This window comes from Saccharothrix sp. NBAS 001 (genome assembly GCF_056640475.1).
Genome location: NZ_CM153251.1, coordinates 10,214,871 through 10,239,576, shown reverse-complemented (window position 1 = coordinate 10,239,576; position 24,706 = coordinate 10,214,871). Strand labels below are relative to the sequence as shown.

20 protein-coding genes are annotated in these 24,706 nt (G+C 73.0%); 18 read left to right on the top strand and 2 right to left on the bottom strand.

Features of this window, described 5'->3' with window-relative positions; translation table 11 throughout:
* The first annotated feature begins 165 nt into the window (after positions 1-165).
* The 3 genes from AC0HI0_RS46455 (at position 166) to AC0HI0_RS46445 (ending at position 3,797) form a co-directional block, all read left to right on the top strand.
* Complete coding sequence (locus AC0HI0_RS46455) at positions 166-1,176, top strand: hypothetical protein (protein ID WP_480929829.1); 1,011 nt, start codon at positions 166-168, stop codon at positions 1,174-1,176.
* 175 nt (positions 1,177-1,351) lie between these two features.
* Positions 1,352-3,391, top strand: coding sequence for a protein kinase domain-containing protein (locus AC0HI0_RS46450; RefSeq protein WP_480929828.1), 2,040 nt, complete (start codon positions 1,352-1,354; stop codon positions 3,389-3,391).
* A 31-nt stretch (positions 3,392-3,422) separates the two neighbouring features.
* The gene (locus AC0HI0_RS46445) at positions 3,423-3,797 is read left to right on the top strand and encodes a hypothetical protein (RefSeq protein WP_480929827.1); all 375 of its coding nucleotides are present in this window, start codon (positions 3,423-3,425) and stop codon (positions 3,795-3,797) included.
* A gap of 528 nt (positions 3,798-4,325) precedes the next feature.
* On the opposite strand, the gene AC0HI0_RS46440 is transcribed toward AC0HI0_RS46445, so the two are convergent.
* Entirely contained in the window at positions 4,326-5,681 is a 1,356-nt protein-coding gene (locus AC0HI0_RS46440; RefSeq protein WP_480929826.1) for a serine hydrolase domain-containing protein, read from the bottom strand.
* A gap of 160 nt (positions 5,682-5,841) precedes the next feature.
* The gene (locus AC0HI0_RS46435) at positions 5,842-6,090 is read right to left on the bottom strand and encodes a hypothetical protein (RefSeq protein WP_480929825.1); all 249 of its coding nucleotides are present in this window, start codon (positions 6,088-6,090) and stop codon (positions 5,842-5,844) included.
* 255 nt (positions 6,091-6,345) lie between these two features.
* On the opposite strand from AC0HI0_RS46435, the gene AC0HI0_RS46430 reads away from it, so the two are divergent.
* The 15 genes from AC0HI0_RS46430 to AC0HI0_RS46360 all read left to right on the top strand — a co-directional run bounded on the left by AC0HI0_RS46430 (position 6,346) and on the right by AC0HI0_RS46360 (position 24,688).
* Positions 6,346-7,017 (top strand): hypothetical protein, encoded by a 672-nt coding sequence (locus tag AC0HI0_RS46430; RefSeq protein WP_480929824.1) that lies wholly within the window; start codon positions 6,346-6,348, stop codon positions 7,015-7,017.
* 816 nt (positions 7,018-7,833) lie between these two features.
* Positions 7,834-10,827 (top strand): AMP-binding protein, encoded by a 2,994-nt coding sequence (locus AC0HI0_RS46425; RefSeq protein WP_480929823.1) that lies wholly within the window; start codon positions 7,834-7,836, stop codon positions 10,825-10,827.
* Positions 10,812-12,344, top strand: a complete 1,533-nt coding sequence (locus AC0HI0_RS46420) for an HAL/PAL/TAL family ammonia-lyase (protein WP_480929822.1) — start codon at positions 10,812-10,814, stop codon at positions 12,342-12,344. Before AC0HI0_RS46425 ends, AC0HI0_RS46420 begins: the two co-directional genes overlap by 16 nt.
* Complete coding sequence (locus AC0HI0_RS46415) at positions 12,344-12,583, top strand: acyl carrier protein (protein WP_480929821.1); 240 nt, start codon at positions 12,344-12,346, stop codon at positions 12,581-12,583. The genes AC0HI0_RS46420 and AC0HI0_RS46415 overlap by 1 nt, the downstream gene beginning before the upstream one ends.
* 2 nt (positions 12,584-12,585) lie before the next feature.
* The gene (locus AC0HI0_RS46410; protein WP_480929820.1) at positions 12,586-13,734 is read left to right on the top strand and encodes a hypothetical protein; all 1,149 of its coding nucleotides are present in this window, start codon (positions 12,586-12,588) and stop codon (positions 13,732-13,734) included.
* Positions 13,731-14,666, top strand: coding sequence for a TauD/TfdA family dioxygenase (locus AC0HI0_RS46405; RefSeq protein ID WP_480929819.1), 936 nt, complete (start codon positions 13,731-13,733; stop codon positions 14,664-14,666). The genes AC0HI0_RS46410 and AC0HI0_RS46405 overlap by 4 nt, the downstream gene beginning before the upstream one ends.
* Positions 14,656-16,119, top strand: coding sequence for an AMP-binding protein (locus AC0HI0_RS46400; RefSeq protein WP_480929818.1), 1,464 nt, complete (start codon positions 14,656-14,658; stop codon positions 16,117-16,119). The genes AC0HI0_RS46405 and AC0HI0_RS46400 overlap by 11 nt, the downstream gene beginning before the upstream one ends.
* An 8-nt stretch (positions 16,120-16,127) precedes the next feature.
* The gene (locus AC0HI0_RS46395) at positions 16,128-17,051 is read left to right on the top strand and encodes a TauD/TfdA family dioxygenase (RefSeq protein WP_480929817.1); all 924 of its coding nucleotides are present in this window, start codon (positions 16,128-16,130) and stop codon (positions 17,049-17,051) included.
* Between the two features lies 1 nt (position 17,052).
* Positions 17,053-18,105, top strand: coding sequence for a hypothetical protein (locus AC0HI0_RS46390; RefSeq protein WP_480929816.1), 1,053 nt, complete (start codon positions 17,053-17,055; stop codon positions 18,103-18,105).
* A 32-nt stretch (positions 18,106-18,137) separates the two neighbouring features.
* The gene (locus AC0HI0_RS46385; protein ID WP_480929815.1) at positions 18,138-19,922 is read left to right on the top strand and encodes a carbamoyltransferase family protein; all 1,785 of its coding nucleotides are present in this window, start codon (positions 18,138-18,140) and stop codon (positions 19,920-19,922) included.
* A 50-nt stretch (positions 19,923-19,972) separates the two neighbouring features.
* Complete coding sequence (locus tag AC0HI0_RS46380) at positions 19,973-20,257, top strand: phosphopantetheine-binding protein (RefSeq protein WP_480929814.1); 285 nt, start codon at positions 19,973-19,975, stop codon at positions 20,255-20,257.
* Positions 20,254-21,702, top strand: a complete 1,449-nt coding sequence (locus tag AC0HI0_RS46375) for a condensation domain-containing protein (RefSeq protein ID WP_480929813.1) — start codon at positions 20,254-20,256, stop codon at positions 21,700-21,702. The genes AC0HI0_RS46380 and AC0HI0_RS46375 overlap by 4 nt, the downstream gene beginning before the upstream one ends.
* Positions 21,695-23,248, top strand: coding sequence for an AMP-binding protein (locus tag AC0HI0_RS46370; RefSeq protein ID WP_480929812.1), 1,554 nt, complete (start codon positions 21,695-21,697; stop codon positions 23,246-23,248). The genes AC0HI0_RS46375 and AC0HI0_RS46370 overlap by 8 nt, the downstream gene beginning before the upstream one ends.
* Complete coding sequence (locus tag AC0HI0_RS46365; protein ID WP_480929811.1) at positions 23,229-23,453, top strand: acyl carrier protein; 225 nt, start codon at positions 23,229-23,231, stop codon at positions 23,451-23,453. The genes AC0HI0_RS46370 and AC0HI0_RS46365 overlap by 20 nt, the downstream gene beginning before the upstream one ends.
* The gene (locus AC0HI0_RS46360) at positions 23,450-24,688 is read left to right on the top strand and encodes an MFS transporter (RefSeq protein ID WP_480929810.1); all 1,239 of its coding nucleotides are present in this window, start codon (positions 23,450-23,452) and stop codon (positions 24,686-24,688) included. Before AC0HI0_RS46365 ends, AC0HI0_RS46360 begins: the two co-directional genes overlap by 4 nt.
* The last annotated feature ends 18 nt before the right edge of the window (positions 24,689-24,706 follow it).

Sequence of the window (24,706 nt, the reverse complement as noted above, 5' to 3'; positions counted from 1 at the left end):
GTCACCGCAATAGTGCGGAGCCGATCAATCCGGCGCTGCACCACTGGAATGAAACCGCGCGGCCGGCTTCCGGAGCTGCTGCATTCCGGTGGCCGTGGAAAACGGATCCCGCCCACGCCGGTCCGGGGCCCGGTTCACTCGATCGTGGAAGCTAGCCTTACCGGCGTGATCGTCTCGGACGCCCAACACGCCCTGCTGGCCACCGACCGCTGGGCCTGGCTGTCCGACGTGGTCGGCCGCTGGTACGCCGAACCCCTGTGCGCGGCGGACGGCTCCCCCGCCGACGAGATCGCCGCCGCCGCCGAACGGGTCGGCGCGGACCTCCCGCCGGGCCTGGTCGAGTGGTTCACCCTCGTCGGACGCCGGTTGCGGCCCGTGCAGGACGCCGCCACGACCCCGGCCACGCTCGGCGCGCACGGCGACGGCGTCGTGGTGTGGACCGAGAACCAGGGCGTGTGGTCGCTGGTGGCCGCGCCGGACGGCACCTGCACCTCGGACGACGAGGGCTTCCCGTTCCCGCCCACGCCCCTGGAGCGGACCCTGCACGGCATGGTGCTCAGCGACACCGTCGTCGGGGTCTGGGCGGGCACCCGGATCGGCCCCCTCGGCCCGCTGGCCCCCGGCGTGCGCGGCGGCACCGTCCCGGACGCGGACGCCGACGACTTCGCGCGTCTCGCGGGCTACCCGGAACTCCCGGTACCCGGCAACCCGTTCTGGGGCGCCCCGCCCCGGGGCGACGCCGACGCGGTGCTGCGCGGCGACGAGGACAGCGGCTCCGGCCTGGAGTGGATGACCGCCTCCCCGGAGGCGTTCGCCCGGCTGTCCGCCCTGATCGCCCTCGACCCGCCGGACGGCCCGCAGGAGATCGTCGTCGACTTCGCGGACCTGACCCCCGCCGAACGCGCCGGCCTGACCCGCGAGCACGGCGTCCCCGACACCGACCGCGTCGCCGCCGCCATCGGCGACCTCGGCCGGATCCGGATGGGCGCGGGCACGCCGACCGGCGTCCGCTTCCACCTCACCACCACCCGCCCCGCCGAGACCATCGCGGCCCTGCGCGCCACGATCCCGCCGGAGCTGGTCGACAAGGTCGTGCTGGCGGTCCGCCCCGAGCGGATCAGCACCTTCCGCGTCGTCCACCCGGCCGACCGCGCCGACTACGTCCTGCCCGACTGACCGCGACCACGCCGTCAGGTGCGGTCCGGATCGCGGGTGCCGGTGGCACGGTCACGACGTCCCGGCGGTCCGGAAGTCCTGCCCCCGGAAGTCCGACACAGCGATCCGGTCGCCCTCCGACACCCGCCCGCGCCGCAAAACGACGGCCCGCGCAACGAGATTTAGACTGCGCGCCGTGCAGACCTCGCATCCCCTGGTGCCCGGGTACTCGATCGTCGACGTGGTGGGCCGCGGCGGGTTCGGCGTCGTCTACCGGGCGGTGCAGGTCACCGTCGACCGCGAGGTCGCGATCAAGGTCGACAGCCGGGTGGTGCTCGACGAGGACGACCGGCGGCGGTTCCTGCGCGAGGCCCGCGCGGCGGGCCGGTTATCGGGGCACCCCCACGTCGTGGACGTCTACGACGCGGGAGTGCTCACCGACGGCCGCCCGTACCTGGTGATGGAGCTGTGCACCGGCGGGTCGCTGTTCGACCGGCTGCACGACGCCGGACCGCTGCCCGTCGCCGAGGCGTGCGCGCTGGGCGTGCAGATCGCCGACGCGCTGACCGCCGCGCACGAGGTCGGCGTGCTGCACCGGGACATCAAACCGGCGAACATCCTCGTCAACCGCTACGGCATGTACGGCCTGGCGGACTTCGGCCTCGCCGCGCTGGCCGAACCCGGCCGCGAGTCGTCCGCCAGCCTCACCGCGCTCACCCCCGCCTACGCGGCCCCGGAGGCGTTCCGGCAGGAGAAGCCCACCGCGCAGGCCGACGTCTACGCGCTGGCCGCCACCCTGCACGCGCTGATCACCGGCCGGCCGCCGAGGTTCCCCGACACCGGCACGCCGAGCCTGCCGGAGATCATCCGCCTGCACGACGAACCCGTCCCGGCCCTGCCGGGCGTGCCCGAGGGCGTGACGGCCGTGCTGGTGCGGGCCCTGGCGACCGATCCCGCGCGGCGGCACGCCACGGCCGCCGCGTTCCGCGACGCCCTGGCCGCCGTCGCCGCCGAGGAGCCCGGCGGGACCGTGCCGGTGCGGCCGGCCGACGACGCCGGCCCCACCAGGTCGTTCGGGTTCGGCCCGCGCCGCGACGAGGAGATCACCCACGGCCGGGTCGTCGCCCCGGACCCGGAGGAGGCCGGCGCACCGGCCGCCGCCGAACCGCCCGCCGACGACACCGAACTCGTCGGGCGCAAGCCGAAGCGGTGGCGGGTCCTCGGGCGGGGCGTGGTGGCCCTCGCCGCCGTCGTCGTGCTGCTCGGCGCGGGCATCACGTGGGTGACGTTGAGCAACCTGGAGGGCGACGTGACGCAGCCCGGCGTGCTCGACGTGCCCAACAGCCCGGACGCCGGCGACGGTGCCACCGACATCCTGCTGGTCGGCAGCGACAGCCGGACCGACGTCGACGGCAGGCCGCTGCCCGACGACGTGCTCCGGCAACTGCGCACCGAGCAGTCGCCCGGGTCGAACACCGACACCCTGCTGCTGGTCCGCGTCCCCGACGACAACCGCAAGGCGGTGGTCGTGTCCATCCCGCGCGACGTCCGCGTCGCGATGCCCGGCGGCGGTCAGGGCCCCGTCCGGAAGGTCTTCGACCAGGCCCGCACCAGCCCCGACCGCGAGGGTGACCTGGCGGGCCGGAAAGCGCTGGTGCAAGCCGTGCAACAGCTCACCGGCGTGCGGGTGGACCGGTTCGCCGAGCTGAACCTCTACGGCTTCTACCTGATCAGCCAGGCCATCGGCGGCGTCGAGGTGTGCCTGAACGCCCCGGTGCGCGACTCCGGTTCGGGCGCCGACTTCCCCGCCGGCAGCCAGTCGCTGTCCGGCGCGGACGCCCTGTCGTTCCTCCGCCAGCGCCGGGGTCTCCCCCGCGGCGACCTGGACCACCTCGACCGCCAGCAGGCGTTCCTGGCGGGCCTGGCCGCCAAACTCCTGTCCGCGGGCACCCTGACCGACCCGAAGACGGTGTCCGAACTGGTCACCGCCCTGCGCAAGTCGATGGTCATCGACGAGAGCTGGGACGTGCCGGGCTTCGCCGCCCAGCTCGGCGCGCTGACCGCGAAGGACGTCCGCTTCACCACGATCCCGGTGGGCACGCCGACCGCCGCCGACCCCGACATCGTCCCCGTGGACGAACAACGGGTGCGCGCCCACGTCGCCGACCTCATCAGCGGCACACCGAAGTTCGCCACCCCGGCAGCCGCCCCTCAGGCGATCCGCTGCGTCAACTAGTGGAGTGTCGCGGCTGATTCTCGGGGGATGGGTGCCGGAGTTCGTCCCGCGCGTTGTCGGTGGTGACCTGCCGGCGGACTCGACGTTGCTCTGCGTTGATGGCGTACGGTCAGTAGCCGTCGTACGGCCGGGCATGGACGGCGAGCACGTCTTCCATGCGGGCGGCGAACTCCGCGTTCGCCTTCCCAACGACCACCGGGCACGCCCCGCCGGCGGTGCCGAGCACGCCAGGGCGATCAGCCGGGCCTCCACCTCGCCGGTCACCGGCGACGGCACCGGCGGAAGGTCACGCCTCTTGCATGACACCGTGGCCGGCGCGTCACCGCCGGTCTCGTCGAACCACCCGGCGACCAGTCGCAGCGTCTCGCCCGACACCTCAAGCCTGTCCGCGATCACTTCCTTCTGATCGGGTTCGCCCACCGGGGTGTCGAGCGCGAGCAGCACCCGTGCCCGCCTGATCGCCGAAGCCGGATGCACACCACTAGCGACAAGCCGGACCAACTCTTCACGATCCCGCGCCGACGACCTGACCGGGCCGCTTCAACTGCGGGGCCATGACAACAGCCTCCCAGTCAACGGCACCAAAACCGGGCAGCCACAACAGTAGTGCTGTGTCACGCGACCTCGGCCGGGCAATCGGTCCAGGTGCGGATGGGTGAGCCGGTGACGAAGCCGGTCCTGGGGCGGGCCCGTGTGTCGTGCCGGCGGGATGTGGGCGGCGACGGCGGCGTTCTGCTCGGCGTGGCTGCGGTGCCGCGGTCGCCGGGCCGGCTGCCGGCCCTCCTCCGGCGACGACGGCCGGACGAACACCTCCGGACGGCGACCCACGACCACCTCCCGCACACGATCTGCGGAAGCAGCTCGGCCGGTCACCCGACCAGGACGATCACCGGGTCTACGTTCGGAGACGCAGCACCAGGTCCGGGTCGGCGCGCTACCGCGCCGCCGTGGCCGACCCCTCCTCCAGCCGGGCGGTCCGACCGCCGAACTCCACCATGGCCACCCGGCCGGCCGCGTCCCGGACGAAGCGGGCGGCGGCCTTGCGGGTGTCGGCGGCCCGCGCCACCACGTCCTCGTCCACGAACACCACCTCGAAGGCGGGCGGGACGTCGCCGAGTTCCCCGTTGAGCAGCATCTGCACCCAGAGACCGTTGTCCCGCACGGTGAAGTCGAAGGCCAGGTCGCCCGTGCGGTAGCAGCCGGCGTACTCGGCGAGCCGCCCGGCGGGCAGCGGCAGGACCGGTTTGGCCGGGACCGGGGCGACGCCCGCCAGGTTCTCCAGGCACCAGTCGACCACCCTGGCCCCCAGCGCCGAGCCACCGACGCTGTTGGTCAGCACGGTCACCGCGAACTTCTCGCTCGGCAGCGTGACGAACTCCGAGACCTGGAGGTTGCTGACGTTGCCGCCGTGCCGCACCAGCGCGGCGTCGCCGTGCCGGGTGCGCAGCCAGCTCAGGCCGACCTCGTCGAACGCCAGCGCGGCCCGCCGCTGCGGCTGCCAGAGCGCGACCCTGGACTCCTCGTTGATCGGCGCGGTCCCCGATGCCTCGCCCAGGAGGAAGAACCGGGCCCACCGGAGCTGGTCGCGCGCCGAGGACCACAGCCCGCCGGCGGCGGCGGTCGTGCGGGCCAGGCCCACCGTCCGCGCGACGGCCGGCGAACCGTCCTTCGTCACGTGCCCCACCGAGTGGCGGCGGGTGAGCACCTCCCACGGCAGGAACACCGAGTCGTTCATCCCCAACGGCTCCAGCAGCCGCTCCCGCACCAGGTCCTCGTAGGACTTGCCGGAGACCACCTCGGCCACGTACCCGGCCAGCATGAACCCGCTGTTGCTGTAGGAGAAGACCTCGCCGACCGGGAACACCTGCGGCAGGTCGCCGAACCCGTCGACGGCCTCCGCCAGCGCGCCGTCGCCCCAGCCGGTGTCGATGTCCACGTCCCCGAGGAACCCGCCGGTGTGGGTGAGCAGGTGCCGCAACGTCACCCCGGCCCGCGCGGCCGGGTCGGCCAGCCGCAGCCCGGGGAGGTACTCGACGACCGGCACGTCCAGCCCGACCAGACCGTCCTCGACCAGCGCCATGACCACGGCCGCCGTGAACGTCTTGGTGGTCGACCCGACCATGAACAAGGTGTCGCCGTCGGCGGGCAGCGGCGAGTCCACACTGGACACCCCGGTGCCGAGCACGAACTCCTCACCGTCGCTCAGGACACCCACCACGGCGCCGGGCACCCGCGCCTCCGCCGCCCAGCCGTCGAGCAACGCCTGAAGTTCCCCACGAGATCCCGACATGCGGCGGCCTTTCACGTAGTCCGGTCCGGACCCCCATGGTCCACCGACCGCGGCGGGCACCGGTTCATGCGACCCGACGAACATCCACACCCGGTCTCGTAACTTCCTCCAATGCCATCCGCACGCCCGACCCGGACGTCGCGCGCACGCGGGTCGGGCGTCAGCCCCGCGAGTGGTCCAGGACGTTGCCGTTGGCGCAGTGGTTCGCGGAGTCGCCGGTCCACGGGCCGCCCACCGGCACCACGGCCAGTTCCTGGAAGCACACCGACGCGGCGTCGAAGCTCCAGTTCGCCGCGCCGGCGGCACCACCGGCATCCGGGCCGTCCTCGGCGAACGCGGGCGCGGCGGTGGTCAACACGGTGCCGGCGGCGGCGAGCAGCACCCCGGCGATACGAGAGTAAGCGGACACGGCGAACACCCTAGGGGCGATCAGGTTCGAAATTCACGCACACCACCCAAACAGGTGGTTTCCCGACACCCATCCCACCCCGGAACATCCACAAAGGACTATTCGCGCGGTACTCCCGTCGGCCGACGCCGATCGGCCCCCTTTGGCTCGGGAAGTCCTTGCCCCTGTTGAGACATCCACGATCAGGACCCGTGCACCCCGCACCAGCACAACAAGATCACCAACGCCTCCCGTCGATGTGCTAGCTTCCCGAGAATGCGCGGAAGTTGGACGTATGGTCGTACAAAGGTCGCGTTCACCAAGAAGTTCGCGGCATTCGCCTACCTGTTGACCTTGTTCCTCGTCGGCTCGACCACGGTCGCCCACGCGGACACCCCCACCCCCGGCGGCCCGGACGGCAGAGCGTCCGTCCCCCGGGCCTGCGAGTGCACGAGCCCCTCGATCGACCGGTTGCAGCAGTGGCTCGCCTCCGGCGAGGGCACCACCGTACCGGCGACCGGAAGCCTGTTGGTGCGCCAGGACAACGGCTACGCCGCGAAGGTCACGTTCCTCAAGGCCGAGTGGCACGTCATCGTCGTCTGGCTGGGCAACAAGTTCGACGCCCAGGCCAACCTCTCCCGGTCCTCCGGCTTCTGGCTGACCTACAGCGCGACCGACGACCTCTACGTCCAGCTGCGCCCCGCGTCCCGCTGGAGCGGCGGCGACAAGTGGCTCACCCAGATCCCCTCCACGGGCGGCAAGCTCGTGCGCAAGTTCTTCAGCTTCGCCCCCGACAAGTGGACCTGGCTGCCCGAGCTGGGCAAGCCGTCCTACACCTTCGCCTCCGCCCTCACCGAGGCGCGCGGCCTGGTCTTCGTCGGCAAGACCCCGAACAAGCTGGACTTCCGCGCACTGCCCATCGACGGCTACCAGCCGCCGTGCGTGTGACGTCCCGCCGAGAGCACCACGAGCACGACCCACGCTGAGCACCACCGGCCGATCCGTCGGCCGACCCCCCGGCTCGGGGACACCGGCGATGTGCGCCGCGCGTCCCCGAGCCGGGCCGCATCCGGCGGAGTCCGCCGACCGCGCGCCCGGCCCGGACGTATATTCCAAATGACCGGACGGCTAATTGCAGATCGCCGTCCGATGACCTGCCGGCACTGGCCGCCCGCGCTCGCCGAAAATCGGCGAAATACGTGTTCCCGAACCCCCGTCACACCGGTTCGGGGATCGCTTCGGGCGCTTTTCGATATTTACGGCGACCACCCCCAGGCGTTACCACGACCAGCAGAAGCTGTGACTCCGGTGGTGCGCAGCTGTCCGGACAAAATGCCGTGATCCCCATTACGGGGTCGCCATCCGCCGATCAGACGCGCGCGTTTGGGCCGCTCAGAGGCCCGCGCCGGCAGCCGCACACAATGCGGAACGTCCCTGGTGGACATATTTGGCGCGGACCGCGCCGCGCTGGGCCGTTGGGGTGACCGGCGCGTTCCACATTGCTGCCGACAGCGACCGTGACTACCATTCGGGTGGTTCGACCGGGCACGGTGGTTTTCCTCCTCGGCGCGTGTCCATAATCTAGGCGAGTTCCGGGGGAATAACTGCGACCAAGTGCCACCACGTGCGTTCGGGACAATGCGTCGACCGATCGGGTCCGAATGGAGTAGGCGAACCCGGTGGATGACGGAGCCCGATCGGCCCGGCTATTTCCGAATGTCTGAGGAGTCATGCGCCCCACACCCATGCCCACCGGGTACGACCATGCCCGGTGACCGTTCCGGCCGCCTCCCGGCGCGCGTCCGCGAGCGCCTGGACCGCCGACCGGGGGAGGTGGCGTTCACCGACGGCCGAGGGACCACCAGCCTCGCCGACCTGGCCGACCTGGCCGGGGCGCTGCTCGGCCACCCCGCGCTCGTCGGCGTCGAGCGCGTGACGATCGTCGGCCGGCAGTCGTTGCGTCTGGTGTCGACTGTCGCCGCCGCACACCTGGCCGGCTTGGAGTTCGCGGTGGTCGACGCCGGGGAGTCGCCGGAGATCCAGCGCGCGCACGTCGAGGCGTTCCGGTCCGGCGCGGTGGTCGACCTGTCGGAGGGCGGCACCGCGTTCCACGCCGACCACGCGCCGGTCGTCTCCTGGGACGGACTCCTCGGCGCGGCGCGCGGTGACGCCGCGCCGACGATCTCCGCGCACGCCTACACAGTGCGCACTTCGGGCACCACGGGCACGCCGAAGCTGGTGCAGCCGACCCGGGTCGCGTTCGACCAGTACGTCGACCAGTTCGTGGACCGGTACGCGCTCACCGGGGACTCCCGGCTCGCGGTGTGGGCCGCGCCGACCTACGACGCCCACCACTGCCAGGTGTTCGCCGCGCTGGCGTCCGGTGCCGTGGGGGTGGTCGCGGGGCTCGACGTGCGGCGCAGCGGTCGCAGCGTGCTGGAATGGCTGCGCGCCAACGGGATCACCCACTTCGAGACCACGCCGTCGATCCTGCGGGGCCTGGTCGCGGCGGCGGTCGAGGACGGCCGGGGGCTCCCGCCCGCCCTGGCCCACGTGATGTGCAGCGGCGAGCGGTTCGAACCGGCGCTGGCCCGCGCGGTGGCCGGGCTGGCCGGCGGCCTCGGCGACCGGATCCGGCTCACCAACGAGTTCGGCCCCACCGAGTGCGTCCTCGCGACGTGGCACGAGATCACCGCCGACGACCTCGACCTGCCCGACCTCCCGCTGGGCACGGCGATTCCCGGCAGGACGGTCGACGTGCTGCCGCCGCCCGGCACCGCCGCCGCGTCCCGGGAGGACCCCGGCGAGATCGTCATCCGGTCCCGCTTCCTGTGCCCCGGCTACGGCATCGAGGGGGCGCGCACCGGGGACCCGTTCCCGGTGGACGGGGACGGCGTGCGGACGTTTCACACCGGAGACCTCGGCTACGTCGACGAACGCGGGCTGCTGCGGCTGCTGGGCCGCCGCGACCGGGTGGTCAAGCGGCGCGGCGTGAAGATCGACCTGGACGACGTGGAACGCGCTTTCCGCGCGATCCCGTACGTGGTCGACGCCGCCGCCCTCGCCGACGAGACCGCCGGCGGCACGTCGGCGCTGCGCGTGTGGGTCGTGGTGGGCGAACCGGGCCGGACCGAGGACGACGTGCGCGGCGACGCGACGCGCCACCTCGCCGCCGCGAGCGTGCCCGAGCACATCGGGTTGAGCGACGCGTTGCCGCGCCTGCACTCCGGCAAGGTCGACTACCGCGAACTGTTGCGCCGCAACGCCACCCACGACGACACGGCCGCCGCGCGGACCGACACCGAGGTCGGCGTCGCCGAGGAGTTCGCGCGGGTGCTGGGGGTGGCGGTGTCCTCACCGGACGCCAACTTCTTCGGCCTGGGCGGGCACTCCCTGCTGGCGCTGGACCTCAACGACCGGTTGGCGCGGCGGTTCGGCGTGGACGTCACGCTGCCCGACGTGCTGCGCAACCCGAGGGTGAAGGCCCTCGCGCAGGTGATCGACGGCCGCCGCGCGGAGGTCCGCACCGCCCCGGACGACTCCCCCGCCGCGGCCCCCGGGCTGACCGCCGCGGAACGGCCGATCTGGACGTGGACCCAGCTGTTCCCGCACGACGGCTCGGCCAACGTCGTCGCGGGCTTCCGCACGGCCGAAGCCCTGTCGGACCGGGAGATCACCGCCGCGCTCGACCGGCTCGTCCGCGACACGCCCCAGCTGCGCCTCAACTACGGCGACGAGCAGGGCCGCCCGGTCCGCGTCGTGCGCCCGCCCCGCCCGGCAGTGGTGCGGGCGGTCGTGGTGCCCGGCCCGGTGGACGACGGCGGGCACCCCGAGGTGCGCGGCGAGTTCTACCGGCCGTTCGACATCGCCGGCGAGCAGCTCGTGCGCGCCGTGGTGGTCCGCTCGACGGACTCGGCGGACCTGGCGGTGTGCCTCGTCGTGCACCACATCGTGTGCGACGGCCTCGGGCTCGCGACGCTGGTCGCCGACCTGCGCCGGATCCTCCTCGACGGCGTCGGGCCGCGCCCCTCCGAGGTGGCGGCCGTCGCCGACCCGGGGCCGGGCGACGCGGCCCGGTACTGGCGGCGGGTCCGCGACCGGCTGCGGGCCACGCCGCGTTCCCCGGCGTTGAGCGACGTCCACCCCCGTCCCGAAACCGCCGTCGAGACCTTCGCCGTGCCGGCGGCACGGGCCGTCGCCGCGCGCGAGGAGCTGGGACTGCCCGCCGTGCTCGTCGAGTTCGTCGCCGAAGCGCTGCTGCGGACCCTGGGCACGGACGCGGTCGTCGTGGAGACGCCGGTCTCCCTGCGCACGCCCGCGCAGGCCCGCGCGGTCGGCAACTTCGTGGTCGACGTGCCGATCGTGGTCACCCGCACCACACCGGAGGGCCGCCCCGAGCGGCGTCGGGCGGTCGCCGCGGAGCTGCTCGACGCGATCGCGGCGGCGCACGCCGCACCGGGCTTCGGCGCGGCCCGCCCCGACCAGGGCCTGGCCCCGGTGGGTGACGCGGTCGTCGTCCTCGAACACCGCACGACCGCCGACGAGAGCGGTGCGACCACGCCGGTCCGGGTGCCCGGATCGCCGCCGCGCAACCCCTTCGCCTTCTACGTGGTGGCCGACGACGCCCACCTCGACTGCCGGGTGCTGAGCCGGGTCGCCCCGGCGCTGGCCCGGCGCACCACGACCGAATTCCGCCGTTCGACGGCCGAGGCCACGCAGCCCTCGGTGGGACAGGAGTGCCAGTGGCCACGTACGTGATCGAGCCCGACGACCGTTGGGACCTCGCCGACCTGCTCCAGGCGGCGCGGCCGGGGGTCGAGGTCCGGCTCTCCGAGCAGAGCCGGCAGGCGATCGCCCGCACGTCGGACTGGGTCGAGGGCCTCTCGACCGGACCGGACCTGGTGTACGGGGTGAACACCGGCTTCGGCGCGCTCGCCGACGTGCGGGTGCGCGCCGGCGACGAGCACGAGTTGCAGCTGCGCCACATCCTGTCGCACGCCTGCGGCGTCGGGGACGCCTCGCCCTCGGCGGTGGTCCGGATGATGCTGCTGGTCAAGCTGCTGACGTTCCGGACGGGGCAGACCGGGGTGTCGCTCGCCGTCGCCGACCGGCTGGTCGACATGCTCAACCACGGGGTGCACCCGATCGTGCCCGAGCGCGGCACGGTCGGCGCCAGCGGCGACCTCTCGCCGCTGGCCCACCTCTCGCTGCCGGTGCTGGGCCTCGGTTCGGTCGAGTACGGCGGCGAGGTGCGCGACGCGGCGTCCGTGCTGGCCGAGCTGGGCTGGCCGGCGCTGCGGCTGACCGCCAAGGACGGCCTCGCCCTCACCAACGGCACGCAGTACATCACCTCCGTCGCCGTGCTGGAGCTGGGCCGGATCGTCGCGCTGGCCGAGACCGCCGACCTGGTGGCCGCGATGAGCCTGCAGGCGTTCAGCTGCGCCGACAGGTTCTTCCACGAGCGCTACCACCGCCGGTCGGGCAACCCGTGGCGCAGGGTGGTCGCGGAATCGCTGCGCGAGCACACGCGCGACGGCAACCACGCGACCCTGCCCACGGCGGTGCCGTCGATGCAGGACCCCTACTCGTTCCGGTGCATCCCGCAGGTGCACGGGGCGGCGCGCGAGCACATCTCGTTCGCCCGCGACTCGATCCTCAACGAGGTCGACACCGTCGCGGACAACCCGCTGTTCTTCCCCGACGACGAGATCGCGCTGTTCGGCGGCAACCTGCACGGCGAGTCCGTGGCGATCTCCGCCGACCTGCTCGCGATCGCGGTCAGCGAGCTGGGCTCGATCTCCGAGCGGCGCACCTACCAATTGCTGTCCGGGCGGCGCGGGCTGCCGGACTTCCTGACCGCCGACCCCGGCGTCAACTCGGGGCTGATGATCGTGCAGTACACGTCGGCCGCGCTGGTCAACGAGATGAAGACGCTGTGCCACCCGGCGAGCGTCGACTCCATCCCGACCTGCCAGTTGCAGGAGGACCACGTGAGCATGGGCGGCACGTCGGTGCTCAAGCTCCGCCGGATCGTGGACAACCTGGAGACCGTGCTGGCCATCGAGTGGCTGACCGCGTGCCAGGCGGTCGACCTCCACGACGACCTCGTGCTGTCCGACCGCTGCCGCGCCCTGCACCACGCCTACCGCGAGGTCGTGGGCTACCTCGAAGAGGACCGGGTGCTCAGCGACGACATCGCGCGCACCACCGGGTTCATCCGCGACGTGGTGACCCGGCCGGTGGACCGCGACCTGGCCGGGCAGGGGGCCCGCTGATGTCCCGCGACACCGTGCTGGAGCAGGTCGCGGAGTGCTGGCGGGGCGTGGCCCCCGACCCGGACTTCGTGCCCGCCCCGGACGACAACCTCTTCCGCCACGACGTCGACTCGTTCGTCTTCATCCAGTTCGTCCGGGCGCTGGGCGCGCGGTTCGAGGTGGAGCTGCCGCTGGTGGAGATCTTCCGGAACCCCACGTTCCGGACCGTCGCCGACTGCATCGGCCGGACCGGGAAGTAGCCGTGGCGACCGTCGCGACCGAGGCCACCCGCGAGGAGTTCGGCCTGTGGTACGAGGAGCAGGCCGGGACGCCGGTCCGCCGGCTGCTGTGCGCGTTCGCCGCGCGCGTGGCGGCCGGCCCGGCGTTCGGGCCCGAACGGGTCGCCGGCGCGCTCGCCCGGGTGCTCGACCGGCACCCGGAGTGCCGGGCGCGCTTCGCCGTCGACGCGGACGGCCGGCTGCTCAAGACGCCCGGCGCGGGCCCCGTGGACGGGATCGCGCTGTTCGGGCCGGAGCACACGGTGTCCGACGTCGTGGGCGCGCTGACGCGCGAACCGCTGTCGGCGGTCACCGGCCCGGTGGTGCGGCTCGCCGTCCGCGTCGACCGGTCGGGCTCGGTCGACCACGTCTGCGGCGTCGCGCACCACGTGGTGTGGGACGGGCGGTCCGAGGACCTGTTCTGGGCCGCGCTCACGCGCGAGCTGGCCGTGCAGCCCGTCGACGGCGCGCCCCTCGCACCGGCCCGGCCTCCCTCCAACGGATCGCCGGACGCCTCGCCCGATCCACAGTGGACGGACGTGGTCGGCGACGAGACCTGGGCGGGCGCGCGGCGGCGGGCGCGTGAGCACGGCGTGACACCGTTCGCGTGGATCGTCGGGCACCTCGCGGCCGGCGTCGGCACGTGGTCGGGCCAGGCGGTGACCCCGTACGTCGACGTCGACCTGCGCGCGCTCGACGACGGCGCGCGCGACCGCATCGGGTACTTCCAGACCCAGCGCCGGCTGCGCGAGATCGACCCGGGCGTGCCCGGACCGGAGGCCGCCCGCCGGGTGCTGGACGACGTGGCGGGCCTCGCCGCGCAGGCGATGGCCGGAGCCCTGGCCCCCGATCGCGAGACCCCGCGCACGGACAGCCGCACGTGCAAGTTCTACCTGCGCGGGCCGCGGCCCGACCGAGCGGACACCGTGCTGCACCCCGTCGACGTGGCGGTTCCGTTCGCGCGCAACGACCTCGCGGTCGGACTCACGCCCGAGGGGTCCCGGGTGCACCTGACGGTCACCGCACGACAAGAGCTGTTCGGCCTGGACGAGTTGCGGCGGCTGGGTCGCCGCCTGCTCACCGCTCTCGACACGGCGGCGCACGGCAGCCGGCAAGGAGACGAGGACGCATGAGACATCTGGAGGTCGACCGCGAGGTCGGCGACTGGTGGACCGCGCACGGCGAGGAGGTGGAGTCGTGCCTCGACCGGGACGGCGGGGTGGTCCTCGACGGCCCCGGCCTGTCGGACGTGGCGAACTTCCAGGTCCTCGCCGCGCTCGCCTGCGGACCGCTCTCGCGCGACAACCCAGAGCACCCGCTGGTCGGCGACGACCCGACCGGCACGGTGAACCGGCCCGTCGAGTACTCCAGCAGCCGCAAACTGCTGTGGCACAACGAGAACACGTTCGCCGCGGAGTGGCCTCGGCGGATCGCGTTCGGCTGCCAGCTGGCCGCCGACCGGGGCGAGACGCCGACCGTCGACATGACGGCGGTGCACGACCGGCTGGACCCCGCCGTGCGCCGCCGGTTCGAGGAACTCGGCGTGACCTACGTGCGCCGGCTCGGCACGGACCTCGGCCTCGACTGGCAGACCGTGTACGGCACGGACGACCGGCACGCCGTCGAACTGCGCTGCGAGCGGGACGGCGCGCGGTGGCAGTGGGACGACGACGGCCGCGTGCTGACCACGTGGCAGCGCCGCGCCGCCGTGATCACCCTGCCGGGCGGGCTGCGGTCGTTCGTCGCCCAGGTGCTGCACTGGCACCCGCGCGCGCTGGACCCGGACGTGCACGAGGCGATGGCCGCGCTGATGCCGCCCGAGGAGTTCCCGAAGACGTGCACGTACGGCGACGGCAGCCCGATCCCGGACGAGGACGTGGCCGAGCTGCTGTCGGTGTGCGGGCGGCTCGAAGAGGTCGTCGGGTGGACCGAGGACCGCGTGATGCTGCTGGACAACCTGCGCCGCTCGCACGCCCGCAACCCCTACACCGGGGAGCGCCGCCTGCTCGTCGCGATCGGGCGTCCGATCGGCCACGCCGAGGCGGGGCGCGGTCATGGCGGCTGAGCGGGACCTCGTCGCGCGGATCCGCGACGGGCGCGGCGAGGCGATCGCGGAGGCGGGGACGACCACGTCGTACGCGACCATGCTGGACGACGCGTCCCGGCTCGCCGCCGCGTTGCGCGAACGGGGGGTCGGCCCCGGCACGGTCGTGCCCGTGCAGGGGATCGCCTGCCGCACGACGGTGACCCAGATCGTGGCCGTGCTGTCGACGGGTGCCGCGTACGCCCCGATCGACTCGCGCACGCCCGACGCGGCGGTGGCCGCCTTCGCCCGCCTGTGCGGGGCGTCGGTCGTGCTGGGCGAACGGCGGGACGCCGGGCACGGGGTGCGGTGGCTGGACTCGGCGGACGTCCTGGCCGACGACGGTCCGGCGTTCGTGACGGAGACCGTGCCGGAGGGCACCGCCTACGTGATCGCGACTTCCGGGACCAGCGGCACGCCCAAGGGCGTCGTGGTGCCGGACTCGGCGGTGACCGCGTACCTCACGTGGTCGATGGCGGAGTACGACATCGGCCGGGGGTACGGCGCGCCGCTGTTCACCTCGCTCGGGTTCGACCTGACGGTGACGAGCCTGCTGGGCCCGCTGGTCTCCGGGCGCCGGCTGGTCGTGCTCGACCCGATCCGCTGGCCGCTCGACGTCGCGACGAACCCCGATCCCTTCGACGGCGCGAGTTTCGTGAAGCTGACGCCCAGCCAGCTCGACCTCGTGTGCCGGATGATGGCCGACCTCTCGGTGCGGTCGAGCGCGCCCGTGCTCGTCGTCGGCGGCGAGGCGATGCGCGGCCAGAACGTCGCCCGGTGGCGCGCCGCCTTCCCCGTGGCGGAGATCGTCAACGAGTACGGCCCGTCCGAGGCCGCCGTGGGCTGCTGCCGGTACACCGTGCCGGAGGACTTCGCCGGCGACGACGTGCCGATCGGCACCGCGCCGCCCGGCGTGACCCTGAGCTTGGGGCCGTTGCCGACCGGCCTCTCCGGTCTCGGCCCGGAGCACGGCGAACTGGTCATCGAGGGCGACCAGGTGGCGACCGGCTACCTGGTCGGCCGCGAGGACGGCAGCGGCGGGCTGGTGCCGTTCGCCTCGCACGGCGGGCGGCGGCGCTACCCGAGCGGCGACCACGTCGCGCTCGGCCCGGACGGGCTGTTCACCTACCACGGCCGGATCGGGCGCGAGGTCAAGGTCAACGGGTTCCGCGTCAACCTGTCCGCCCTCGAAGCGCGCCTGGCGTCCTACCCCGGCGTGGTCAACGCGGCGGTCGGCCAGGCCGACGGCGGGCTGACCGCGCACGTCGTGGTCGCGGACGCCGGGATCACGTCGAAAGCGCTGCGGGGCCACCTGCGGGAGCTGTTCCCGGTGTACGCGCTGCCCGCCGAGATCGCCATCAGCCAGGACATCGCGACGACCGAGCGCGGCAAGCTCGCGGTCGCGCTGCCGTCCACGGACCAGGAAGGCCGGTGATGACCGCCATGACGAAGACCCTTACCCCGGCGGACCTCGACCACGACGTGCGGACCCCGTTGCCCGAGCGGGTGGCGCACGACCTGCGCGCCGCGCTCGCGGACGCCGGCGCGGTGCTGCTGCGCGACTTCGAGGTCGACGGCACCGACGACTTCGCCCGCGTCGTCACGGCGATCGGCGGGGAGCGGCTGGAGTACTCGGAGCGGTCGTCACCGCGCCGGGCGCTGGGCGAACGCGTCTACACCTCGACCGAGTACGCCAAGGACAAGGAGATCTTCTTCCACAACGAGAACTCCTACCAGTCGAGCTGGCCGCGCTGGCTGTTCTTCTACTGCGACCTCCCGCCGGCCGGCGGCGGCGCGACCCCGTTGGCGGACATCCGGGAGGTCACCCGGCTGCTCGACGCGGACGTGCGCGAGGAGTTCCGCGCTCGCGGGTGGCTGCACGTGCGGACCTACCAGCCGGGCTTCGGCCTGCCGTGGACCGAGGTCTACGGCACCTCGGACCGGGCGGCCGTGGAGCGCTACTGCGCGTCGGCCGGGATCACGCCGACCTGGCGGCCCGACGGGGTGTTGCGGACCAGCGCCCGGCGCAGCGCGTTCCAACCGCACCCCGACACGGGGGAATCGTTGTGGTTCAACCACATCGCGTTCTTCCACCCGAGCACGCTGCCGCCCGCCGCGTACGAGGTGATGCACGGGATGTTCGGCCCGGACGGGCTGCCCAACGACACGCGGTTCGGCGACGGCGCGACGATCCCCGACGACGTGTGCGAGCACATCAGGGACTGCTACCGCCGGGCGTCGTCCCGGTTCGACTACCGGCGCGGCGACGTGCTGGTGGTCGACAACATGCGCACCGCGCACGGCCGCGAGCCGTTCGACGGCGACCGGCGGATCGCCGTCGCCATGACCGACCCGGTGCGGGCCTGACATGGCGAACCCGAGCGCAACGGCCCTGCCGTCGCCCACCGGCCGGGTGCGGCTGCCGGTGAACGAGGACGTGATCACCCGCGCGTACCACTTCTACGCCTTCCCGACGGCGATCATCGAGGCGAACGACCCGTCGAGGGTCGCGTGGACGTTGACCAACTTCATCCACCTGGCCTACGACACCAGGCCGCAATCGCCGGTGCCGATGTGCTTCTACCTGTTCGACTACGCGATCAACCCGCACCTGGAGACCCAGCGGACCGACGCCGAGCTGATGCACGACCTGATCGGCCCGGGGCTCGCCGATTTCGCCGCCCGGCAGATCTCCAACGGCTGGTACCTGTACCTGAACGTGGACGAGCACGACATCCCGCACCGGTTCTCCTACGGCCGCAAGCGCTTCTCGCACGACCTGCTGGTGCACGGGTTCGACGCCGAGGCGGGCACGGTCGACGTGCTGGGCTACGACGACACGCCGGCGTTCCGCTCGGTGACGATCCCGGCGCGGGCGTTGGACAGGTCGTTCTCGTCGCACCGCGAACTCGGCAGCCCGTGCCGCCAGTTCGTGATGTACCGGTTCCTCCCCGACAGCGCCTACGAGTTCGACAAGGCGTTCGTGGCGCAGGAGATCCGCACGTACCTGCGTTCGGAGAACCCGACCGCCGCGCTGCGCGTGCTGCGTGAACCGTGGGGGCGTGAATACGGGCTCGCGGTGTGGCGGTGCTTCGCCGACGAGTTGGCGGCGTGCCGCGCGGGCGAACGGGAGTACGACCTCCGGTCCTCGCGCGTCCTCTACGAGCACTCGCACCTCATGTTGTCGCGCATCGAGTTAATGCTCTCCGACGAACCCGACGCCGCAGCGGACGCCGTGCACGAGTACCGCCCGGTCGTCCGCTACTGCCGCAGTCTCGGCTACGCGGCGCTGGCCGCCGAGAGCCTGGGCGACCACTCGTCGATCGACCGGCTGGCCGCGCAGTTCGACGACGTCGTGGACCGCCACGCGCGGGTGCTGCGGACGCTCGTCGGCGACGAGGTCGTGGCCACCGCCCGATGAGGGCCACCGATCACCGATCTCAAGGAGATGTCGTGTACGTACTGGGAATCAGCGGCCTCGGGCAGAGCGAGGCCCGCATGCGGAGGACCTTCCCGGGGCTGGAGGAGAGGCACTACCGGCTGGCGCAGGGCGCCGACGCCGCGGCCGCCCTGGTGACGGAGGACGGCATCGTCGCCGCCGCCGCGGAGGAGCGGTTCGTCCGCTCGAAGGGGACCGGGCGGTTCCCGCGCCAGGCGATCGACTTCGTGCTCGCCGAGGCCGGCATCAAGCCCCGCGACGTCGCGTACGTGGCGCACAACTTCGACTTCACGCCGTACCAGCGGTTCTTCGCCGCCCAGGGCACCCAGGACGAGTACGACGAGGTGTACTCCCCCGAGGCGCTCAAGCGCGAGCTGTTCGCCGAGCACCCGCGCGAGTCGTGGGACTCGGCGCTGGAGGTCGTGCCGGTGGCGCACCACCTCGCGCACGCCGCGAGCGCGTTCTACTGCTCCGGGTTCCCCGAGGCCGACGTGCTCGTGGCGGACGGCATCGGCGAGTTCGAGAGCACCTCGCTCTACCGGGCGGGCGGTGCCGGCATCGAGCTGGTGTCCCAGGTGAAGGGCCTGCACTCGGTGGGTCTCGCGTACGGGCTGATCACCCTGCACCTCGGGTTCTGGATGAACATGGACGAGTACAAGGTGATGGGCCTGGCCCCGTACGGCGACCCGGCCCCGCTGCGCGACGCGCTCGCCGAGATCGTCCAGGCGCAGGAGAACGGCCAGTACGCCACGCCGTTCACCTACCTCAACCAGACCTCGCGGGAACGCGCGACCTACACGCGGTCGTTGGAGCACCTCGCCGAGGTGCTCGGCCCGGCCCGGCGGCCGGGCAGCCCGATCGAGCAGCACCACCTCGACCTCGCCGCCGCGTTGCAGGAGTCGGCGGAGCGCACGATCCTCGGTTTCCTCGGCGCGCACCGGGAAGCGCCGCGCTCCGACGTGCTGTGCCTGGCCGGCGGGGTGGCGCTGAACTGCGTGCTCAACAAGGTCATCCGGGAAACCGGGCTCTACCGCCACCAGTTCGTGCAGCCCGCTTCCGGCGACGACGGCACGGCGCTGGGCGCGGCGCTGGCCGTGCTGCACCGCAGCGACCCCGCCCTGCCCGCGCACGCCGGGCAGCCGTCCGCCGCGGCCCGGCGGCCCCGGCTCGGCCCGCCCTACCTCGGCCCGTCCTACGACTCCCGCGAGGTCGAGGCCGCCCTCGACGGGATCGACGCGCGGGTGCGCAAGCTCGACGCGGACGCGCTGGCCGTCGAGACCGCGCGGCTGCTCGCGGACGGCAAGGTCGTCGCGCTGTTCCAGGGGCGCATGGAGTACGGCCCGCGCGCGCTGGGCAACCGCAGCATCCTGGCCGACCCGAGCACCACCGAGATGCGCGACCGGATCAACTCGATGGTCAAGCACCGCGAGGAGTTCCGGCCGCTGGCGCCCGCCGTGCTGGAGGAGCACACGCGCGAGTGCTTCGACGTGGCCGACCCCGCCGACTACCTGTGGATGACCGAGACGGTCGACGTGCACCCGCACTGGCGCGAACGGCTCGGCGGCGTCACCCACGTCGACGGTTCCGCGCGCATCCAGGTCGTGCGGCGGGCCGACAACGAGCGGTACTGGCGGATCATCGACGAGTTCCGCCGGCTGACGGGCACGCCGGTCGTGCTCAACACGTCGTTCAACGTCCGCGGCGAGCCGATCGTGTGCTCGCCCGCCGACGCCGTGCGCACGTTCCTCGACAGCGACGTCGACGCCCTCGTGGTGGAGGACCACCTGGTCCTGCGATGAGCCCGCAGCCACCGACGACACACCGCGATCAGAGACTGGGAGCAGCAGCCATGCCAGAGCAAGGCCCCCACGCGACGGACGCCGCCCGGTCGGGCGCGGCCGGGCTGACGGCCGCCGAGCAGGTGATCGGGCAGATCTGGGAGGAACTGCTCGCGATCGACCCGCCGGGGCGCGACAGCAGGTTCTTCGCGGTCGGCGGAGACTCGATCACGTGCGTGCGCTTCGTCGCGCTCGCCTGCGGCCGAGGAGTCCGGATCACGTTGCGGGACGTGCTGGTGGACGACCGGCTGCACGCGATCGCGGAGCGGGCGCAGCGCACCGCGGAGCTGCCGTGAGCGGCCCGGTCGTGGCCACCGGGTGGGGCGACGAGGTCGCCGACGCGGCCGACGTGCCGGACGACCACTGGACCGGCGTGCCCGCGTTCGGCCTGCTCGGCCCGGCCGACCGCGCGCTGGTCCCGGCGGGCGCGGTCGACGCGTTCCCGATGACCGGCCAGCAGGTCGCGATGGCCACCCAGATGGTCCTGGGCAACGCGCGGCGGCGGAAGGGCGCTTCCGGCGTGCCGCCGTACCACAACGTCGCCATGTCACGGCTGTCCGTGCCCGAGGTCGACCTGGACCTGTTCGTCGCGTGCGCCGACGCCTTGGCCGCCCGCCACGAGATGTTCCGGTCGGTCCTCGACCTCGACGCGTACTCCGTGCCGATGCAGGTCGTGTTCGCGGAGCCGCCCGAGCCGGTGCTCACCGTGCACGACCTGCGCCGGCTCGACGCCCGGGAGCAGGACGCCGAGCTGGAACGCTTCGCGGCGGCCGAGAACGCCCGGACGTTGTCGCTCACCACCGCACCGCTGACCAGGTTCACCGTGCACGTGCTCACCGACCACCGGATCACGTTGACGATCACCGAGCCGCACGCGATCGCGGACGGCTGGAGCACGCACCTGAACTTCATCGAGTTCTTCGACACCTACGTCACCGCCCTGCGCAACGGCGGCCCTCCCGTCGACCCGGCACCGCCGCCGTTGTGCCGCTTGCGTTTCCACAGCGCGCAGCAGCGGTGCGTGGTGCGGTCGCGCACCGACCTGGACTGGTGGCGCGAGCAGCTCGCGCCGTGGACGGCCGACGCCGACGAGCAGAGCCTGCGGCACGGCACCACGGCCGGCACCGCCTGGCACCGGACGTTGACGATCTCCGGCGCGGAGTGCGCGGCGCTGCTCGACCTCGCCCGCAGCTCGGGCGTCGGCCTGAAGACCGTCCTGCTCACGGCCCACTTGACCGCGCTGCGAGGGATTCCCGGTGCCGCCGGCACGCTCACCGGCATGACCGTGAACACCCGGCTCGCGGTCGAGGACGGCGTGGACGCGCGCGGGATGTTCCTCAACGTCGTGCCGCTGCCCCTGCGCGCCGACCGGACCGCACCGGCCGACGTGCACCGGGACGTCATGCAGGTGACGGCACGCGGACGGGTGCCGCTGGCGCACCTCGTGCGCGAGTTCGGCCGTGCCGTCGCGCCGCAGTCCTTGTTCGTGTTCAACAGCTTCCACAGCGTCGCCGGTGCCGCCGCCCGCCTGGGGATCGACACCTTCGAACAGGTCTCGGACTGGTCGCGCACCGATTTCCCGTTCGAGGCCAGCTTCAACCGCAGCGAGGAGGCCGCCGACCGGATCGACCTCCAGCTGTACTCGGACGGTCGGTTCGCGGACGAGCCGACCGCCGTGGACGCCTACCGCGCCGCGGTGAGCGGGATCGCGAACCACGGAGTGCGAGCACGACATGGCTGAGCAACGGGCGGGCACGTGCGCTGCGGCGCTCTGGGACGCGCTGTGCGCCGCAGCGGCGTCGGCACCGCATCAGCGGGCGATCCACGACGGGCGGCGAGCGCTGACCAACGCCGAACTCGCGGTGGCCGTGGGCGCGACGGCGCTGCGGCTGCGTGAACTCGTCCCGGCGTCCTCCCGCGTCGGCGTCCGGCTCACGCCCGGTGTCGACCAGCACGTCGCGGTGCTCGGCGTGGTCGTCGCGGCGTGCGTGTACGTGCCGTTCGACGTCGCCTGGTCGACCGAGCGGACCGGTTACGTCTGCGCGGACGCCGAAGTGGCGCTGATGATCGAGGACCAGGGCGACACCCCCGGGGTGAAGTCGCTGCCCTTCGACCGGCTCGGGCCCTGTAGCGTGACCGTGCCCGACGCGACCGTGCCCGATCTCGCCGCCGCCGTCGCGCGTCTCGACATCACCCCCGCCCCGGCGGTCTACGTGATGTACACCAGTGGTACCACGGGAGTTCCCAAGGGCGTGCAGACGTCGTGGCCCGCGCTGCGCAACCGGCTCCGGTGGATGCAGGAGGTCCACGCGCTGGGCCCCGGTGACACCGTGCTGGCCAAGACCTCGTGCGGCTTCGACGTGTCCATCTGGGAGTTCTTGTGGCCACGCCTGCACAACGCGTCCACCTCGGTCCTGGACGTGCGCGACGCGGGCGGCTGGTCGGCGCTGTGGAACGTGCTGCACGACGACCGCGTGACGGTGTGCCACTTCGTGCCGTCGGTCGCGCGTTCGGCGATGCGCGACCCGAACGTGCGGCCGGTGCCGAGCCTGGAACTGGTCGCGCTCAGCGGCGAGGTGCTCGACCGGGACACGGCGGCGCGCCTGCAACAGCTCGCGCCCAACGCCCGCATCGTCAACATGTACGGCCCGACCGAGTGCGCGATCGACGTGAGCCACTGGACGTTCGACGAAGCGCAGCAGTGGGACCCGGTGCCGATCGGCGGCGGGGCGGCGAACTGCACGCTGACCGTGCGCGCCCCGGACGCCGCGCCCGCACCGCGTGAGGGCCTGCTGGTGATCTCCGGAATCCAGGTCGCCGACGGGTACATCGGCGCCGCAGCGGGTTCCGGCGGCTTCACGTCGGTCGACGGGCTGGGGCCGAGCTACGACACCGGTGACGTCGCGGTCGAGGTCGCGCCCGGCGTGCTGTCCGTGCTCGGCCGGTCCGACCGCCAGGTCAAGCTCAACGGCGTCCGGGTCGAACTCGACGGGCTGGAGACCGTGGTGCGCGGCCACCCGGCGATCCAGGACTGCGCCGTCGTGCTCGACACCGACGACCCGTCGATCTCCCGGGTCGTCGTGATGTGCGTGCCGCGCGAACCCGGCGTCCTGCCGCCGACCCGCGGCGTCCGGCAGTTCGTCCGCGACAGCTCGGCCATGGAGGACTTCGCGTTCCGGCTCGTCGCGGTGGACCGCCTGCCGCTGACCGCCTCCGGCAAGACCGACTACCCGGCCCTGGAGAACCACGTCCGTGAACGGAGCAACGGTGGACAGCGCATTGGCTGATCTGGAACGCGAGTACGCGGTGGTCGTCGGCCGGCCCCTCGACCGGCCCGACCTCGACATCTTCGACCTGGGACTGGACTCGATGGCCGTGCTGGCGCTGATCGGCAGGCTGCGCGACCTGGGCTACCCGGTCCGGATGGACGACTTCGTCAACGCCGAGAACCTGCACGCGGTCGCGCGCGCCATGGCCGGGACGCGTGCGTGAACCTGCTGCGCGCCAACAGCCGCTTCCGGCTGCTCTGGGTCATCAACCTGGTCTCGTCGATGGTCGGGTGGTCGCTGGGCATAGCGCTCGCCGTCCACATCTTCCTGTTCACCGAGTCGGCGCTGCTGACCAGCGTCCTGGCCGCCACCGGGACGGTCGCCGGGATCGCGTTCGGCGCGGTCGCCGGTGCCGTCGCGGACCGCGTCGACCGGCTGCGCGTCGTCCGGTACGCCCTGCTGGCCCGCGCGGCGCTGCTGGTCGGCCTGTTCGGCGTGGCGGAGTCGGTGCCGGGCCTGATCGCCATCGTCTTCCTCCAGGCGACCGTGCAGCAGTTCTACGGTCCCGCCGAACAGGTCCTGATCGCCTCCTACGTGCCCGGCCGGGACCTGGCGGAGGCCAACGGGCTGAACTCCCTGGCGTCCAACGCGACGCGGCTCGTGGCCCCCGCGCTCGGCGGCTTCGTCATCGCGTGGGCGGGCTTCCGCTGGACGGTGCTGGGCATGTCCGTGCTGATGGCGACCTCGTTCCTGCTCAGCGTCCTGCTGCCGCGCGACGGCGGCGGCCGGGACCCCGACGGCGGGGCCGCCGAGCCGGTCGCGCACGGGTTCCGGGAGATCATGCGCACCAACGCCCGCGCGCGCGGCCTGGTGCTGCTGCAACTGCTCGACGCGGTCAAGGAAGGACCGCTGTCCGCGCTGTTCCCGGTGCTGATGCTGGGCGTGATCGGCGGGTCGGCGGCCGAGATGGGCCTGGCCAACAGCTCGTTCGCGGTCACCGCGGTGATCGCCGGCCCGATCGTCGGCATCACCCTGCGCCGCCTCGGCTACCGCCTGCCGGTCGTGCTCGGCGCGGCGATCGCGAACTCGCTCATCGTCGTGCTGGCGATCTGGCCCTCCACACCGATGGCGCTGATCACGTTCTGCCTGTCCGGCCTGCCGTTCACCATCTCGTGGGTGGGCACGCAGACCTGGCTGCTGCTCAGCGTGCCGGATTCGGTGCGCGGCCGGGTCGTGGGCACCTCCGGGGCGCTGTACGCGGCCGTGCTGCTCGCCACGATGCTCGGCTCCGGCGCGCTGGCCGACGTGGTCGGCGTCCGCTGGGTGCTCGGGGTCGCGGCGGCGATCTCGGTGATCGGCCTGACGGCGGTGGACCGGCTGGTGCGCGCACCGTCCGGGGCACCGGTCCCGCTGGACCCCGACAGCCCGGAGGCAGGTGCGCGGACGAACGTGCCGTGACGGCGGACCAGCCACGGC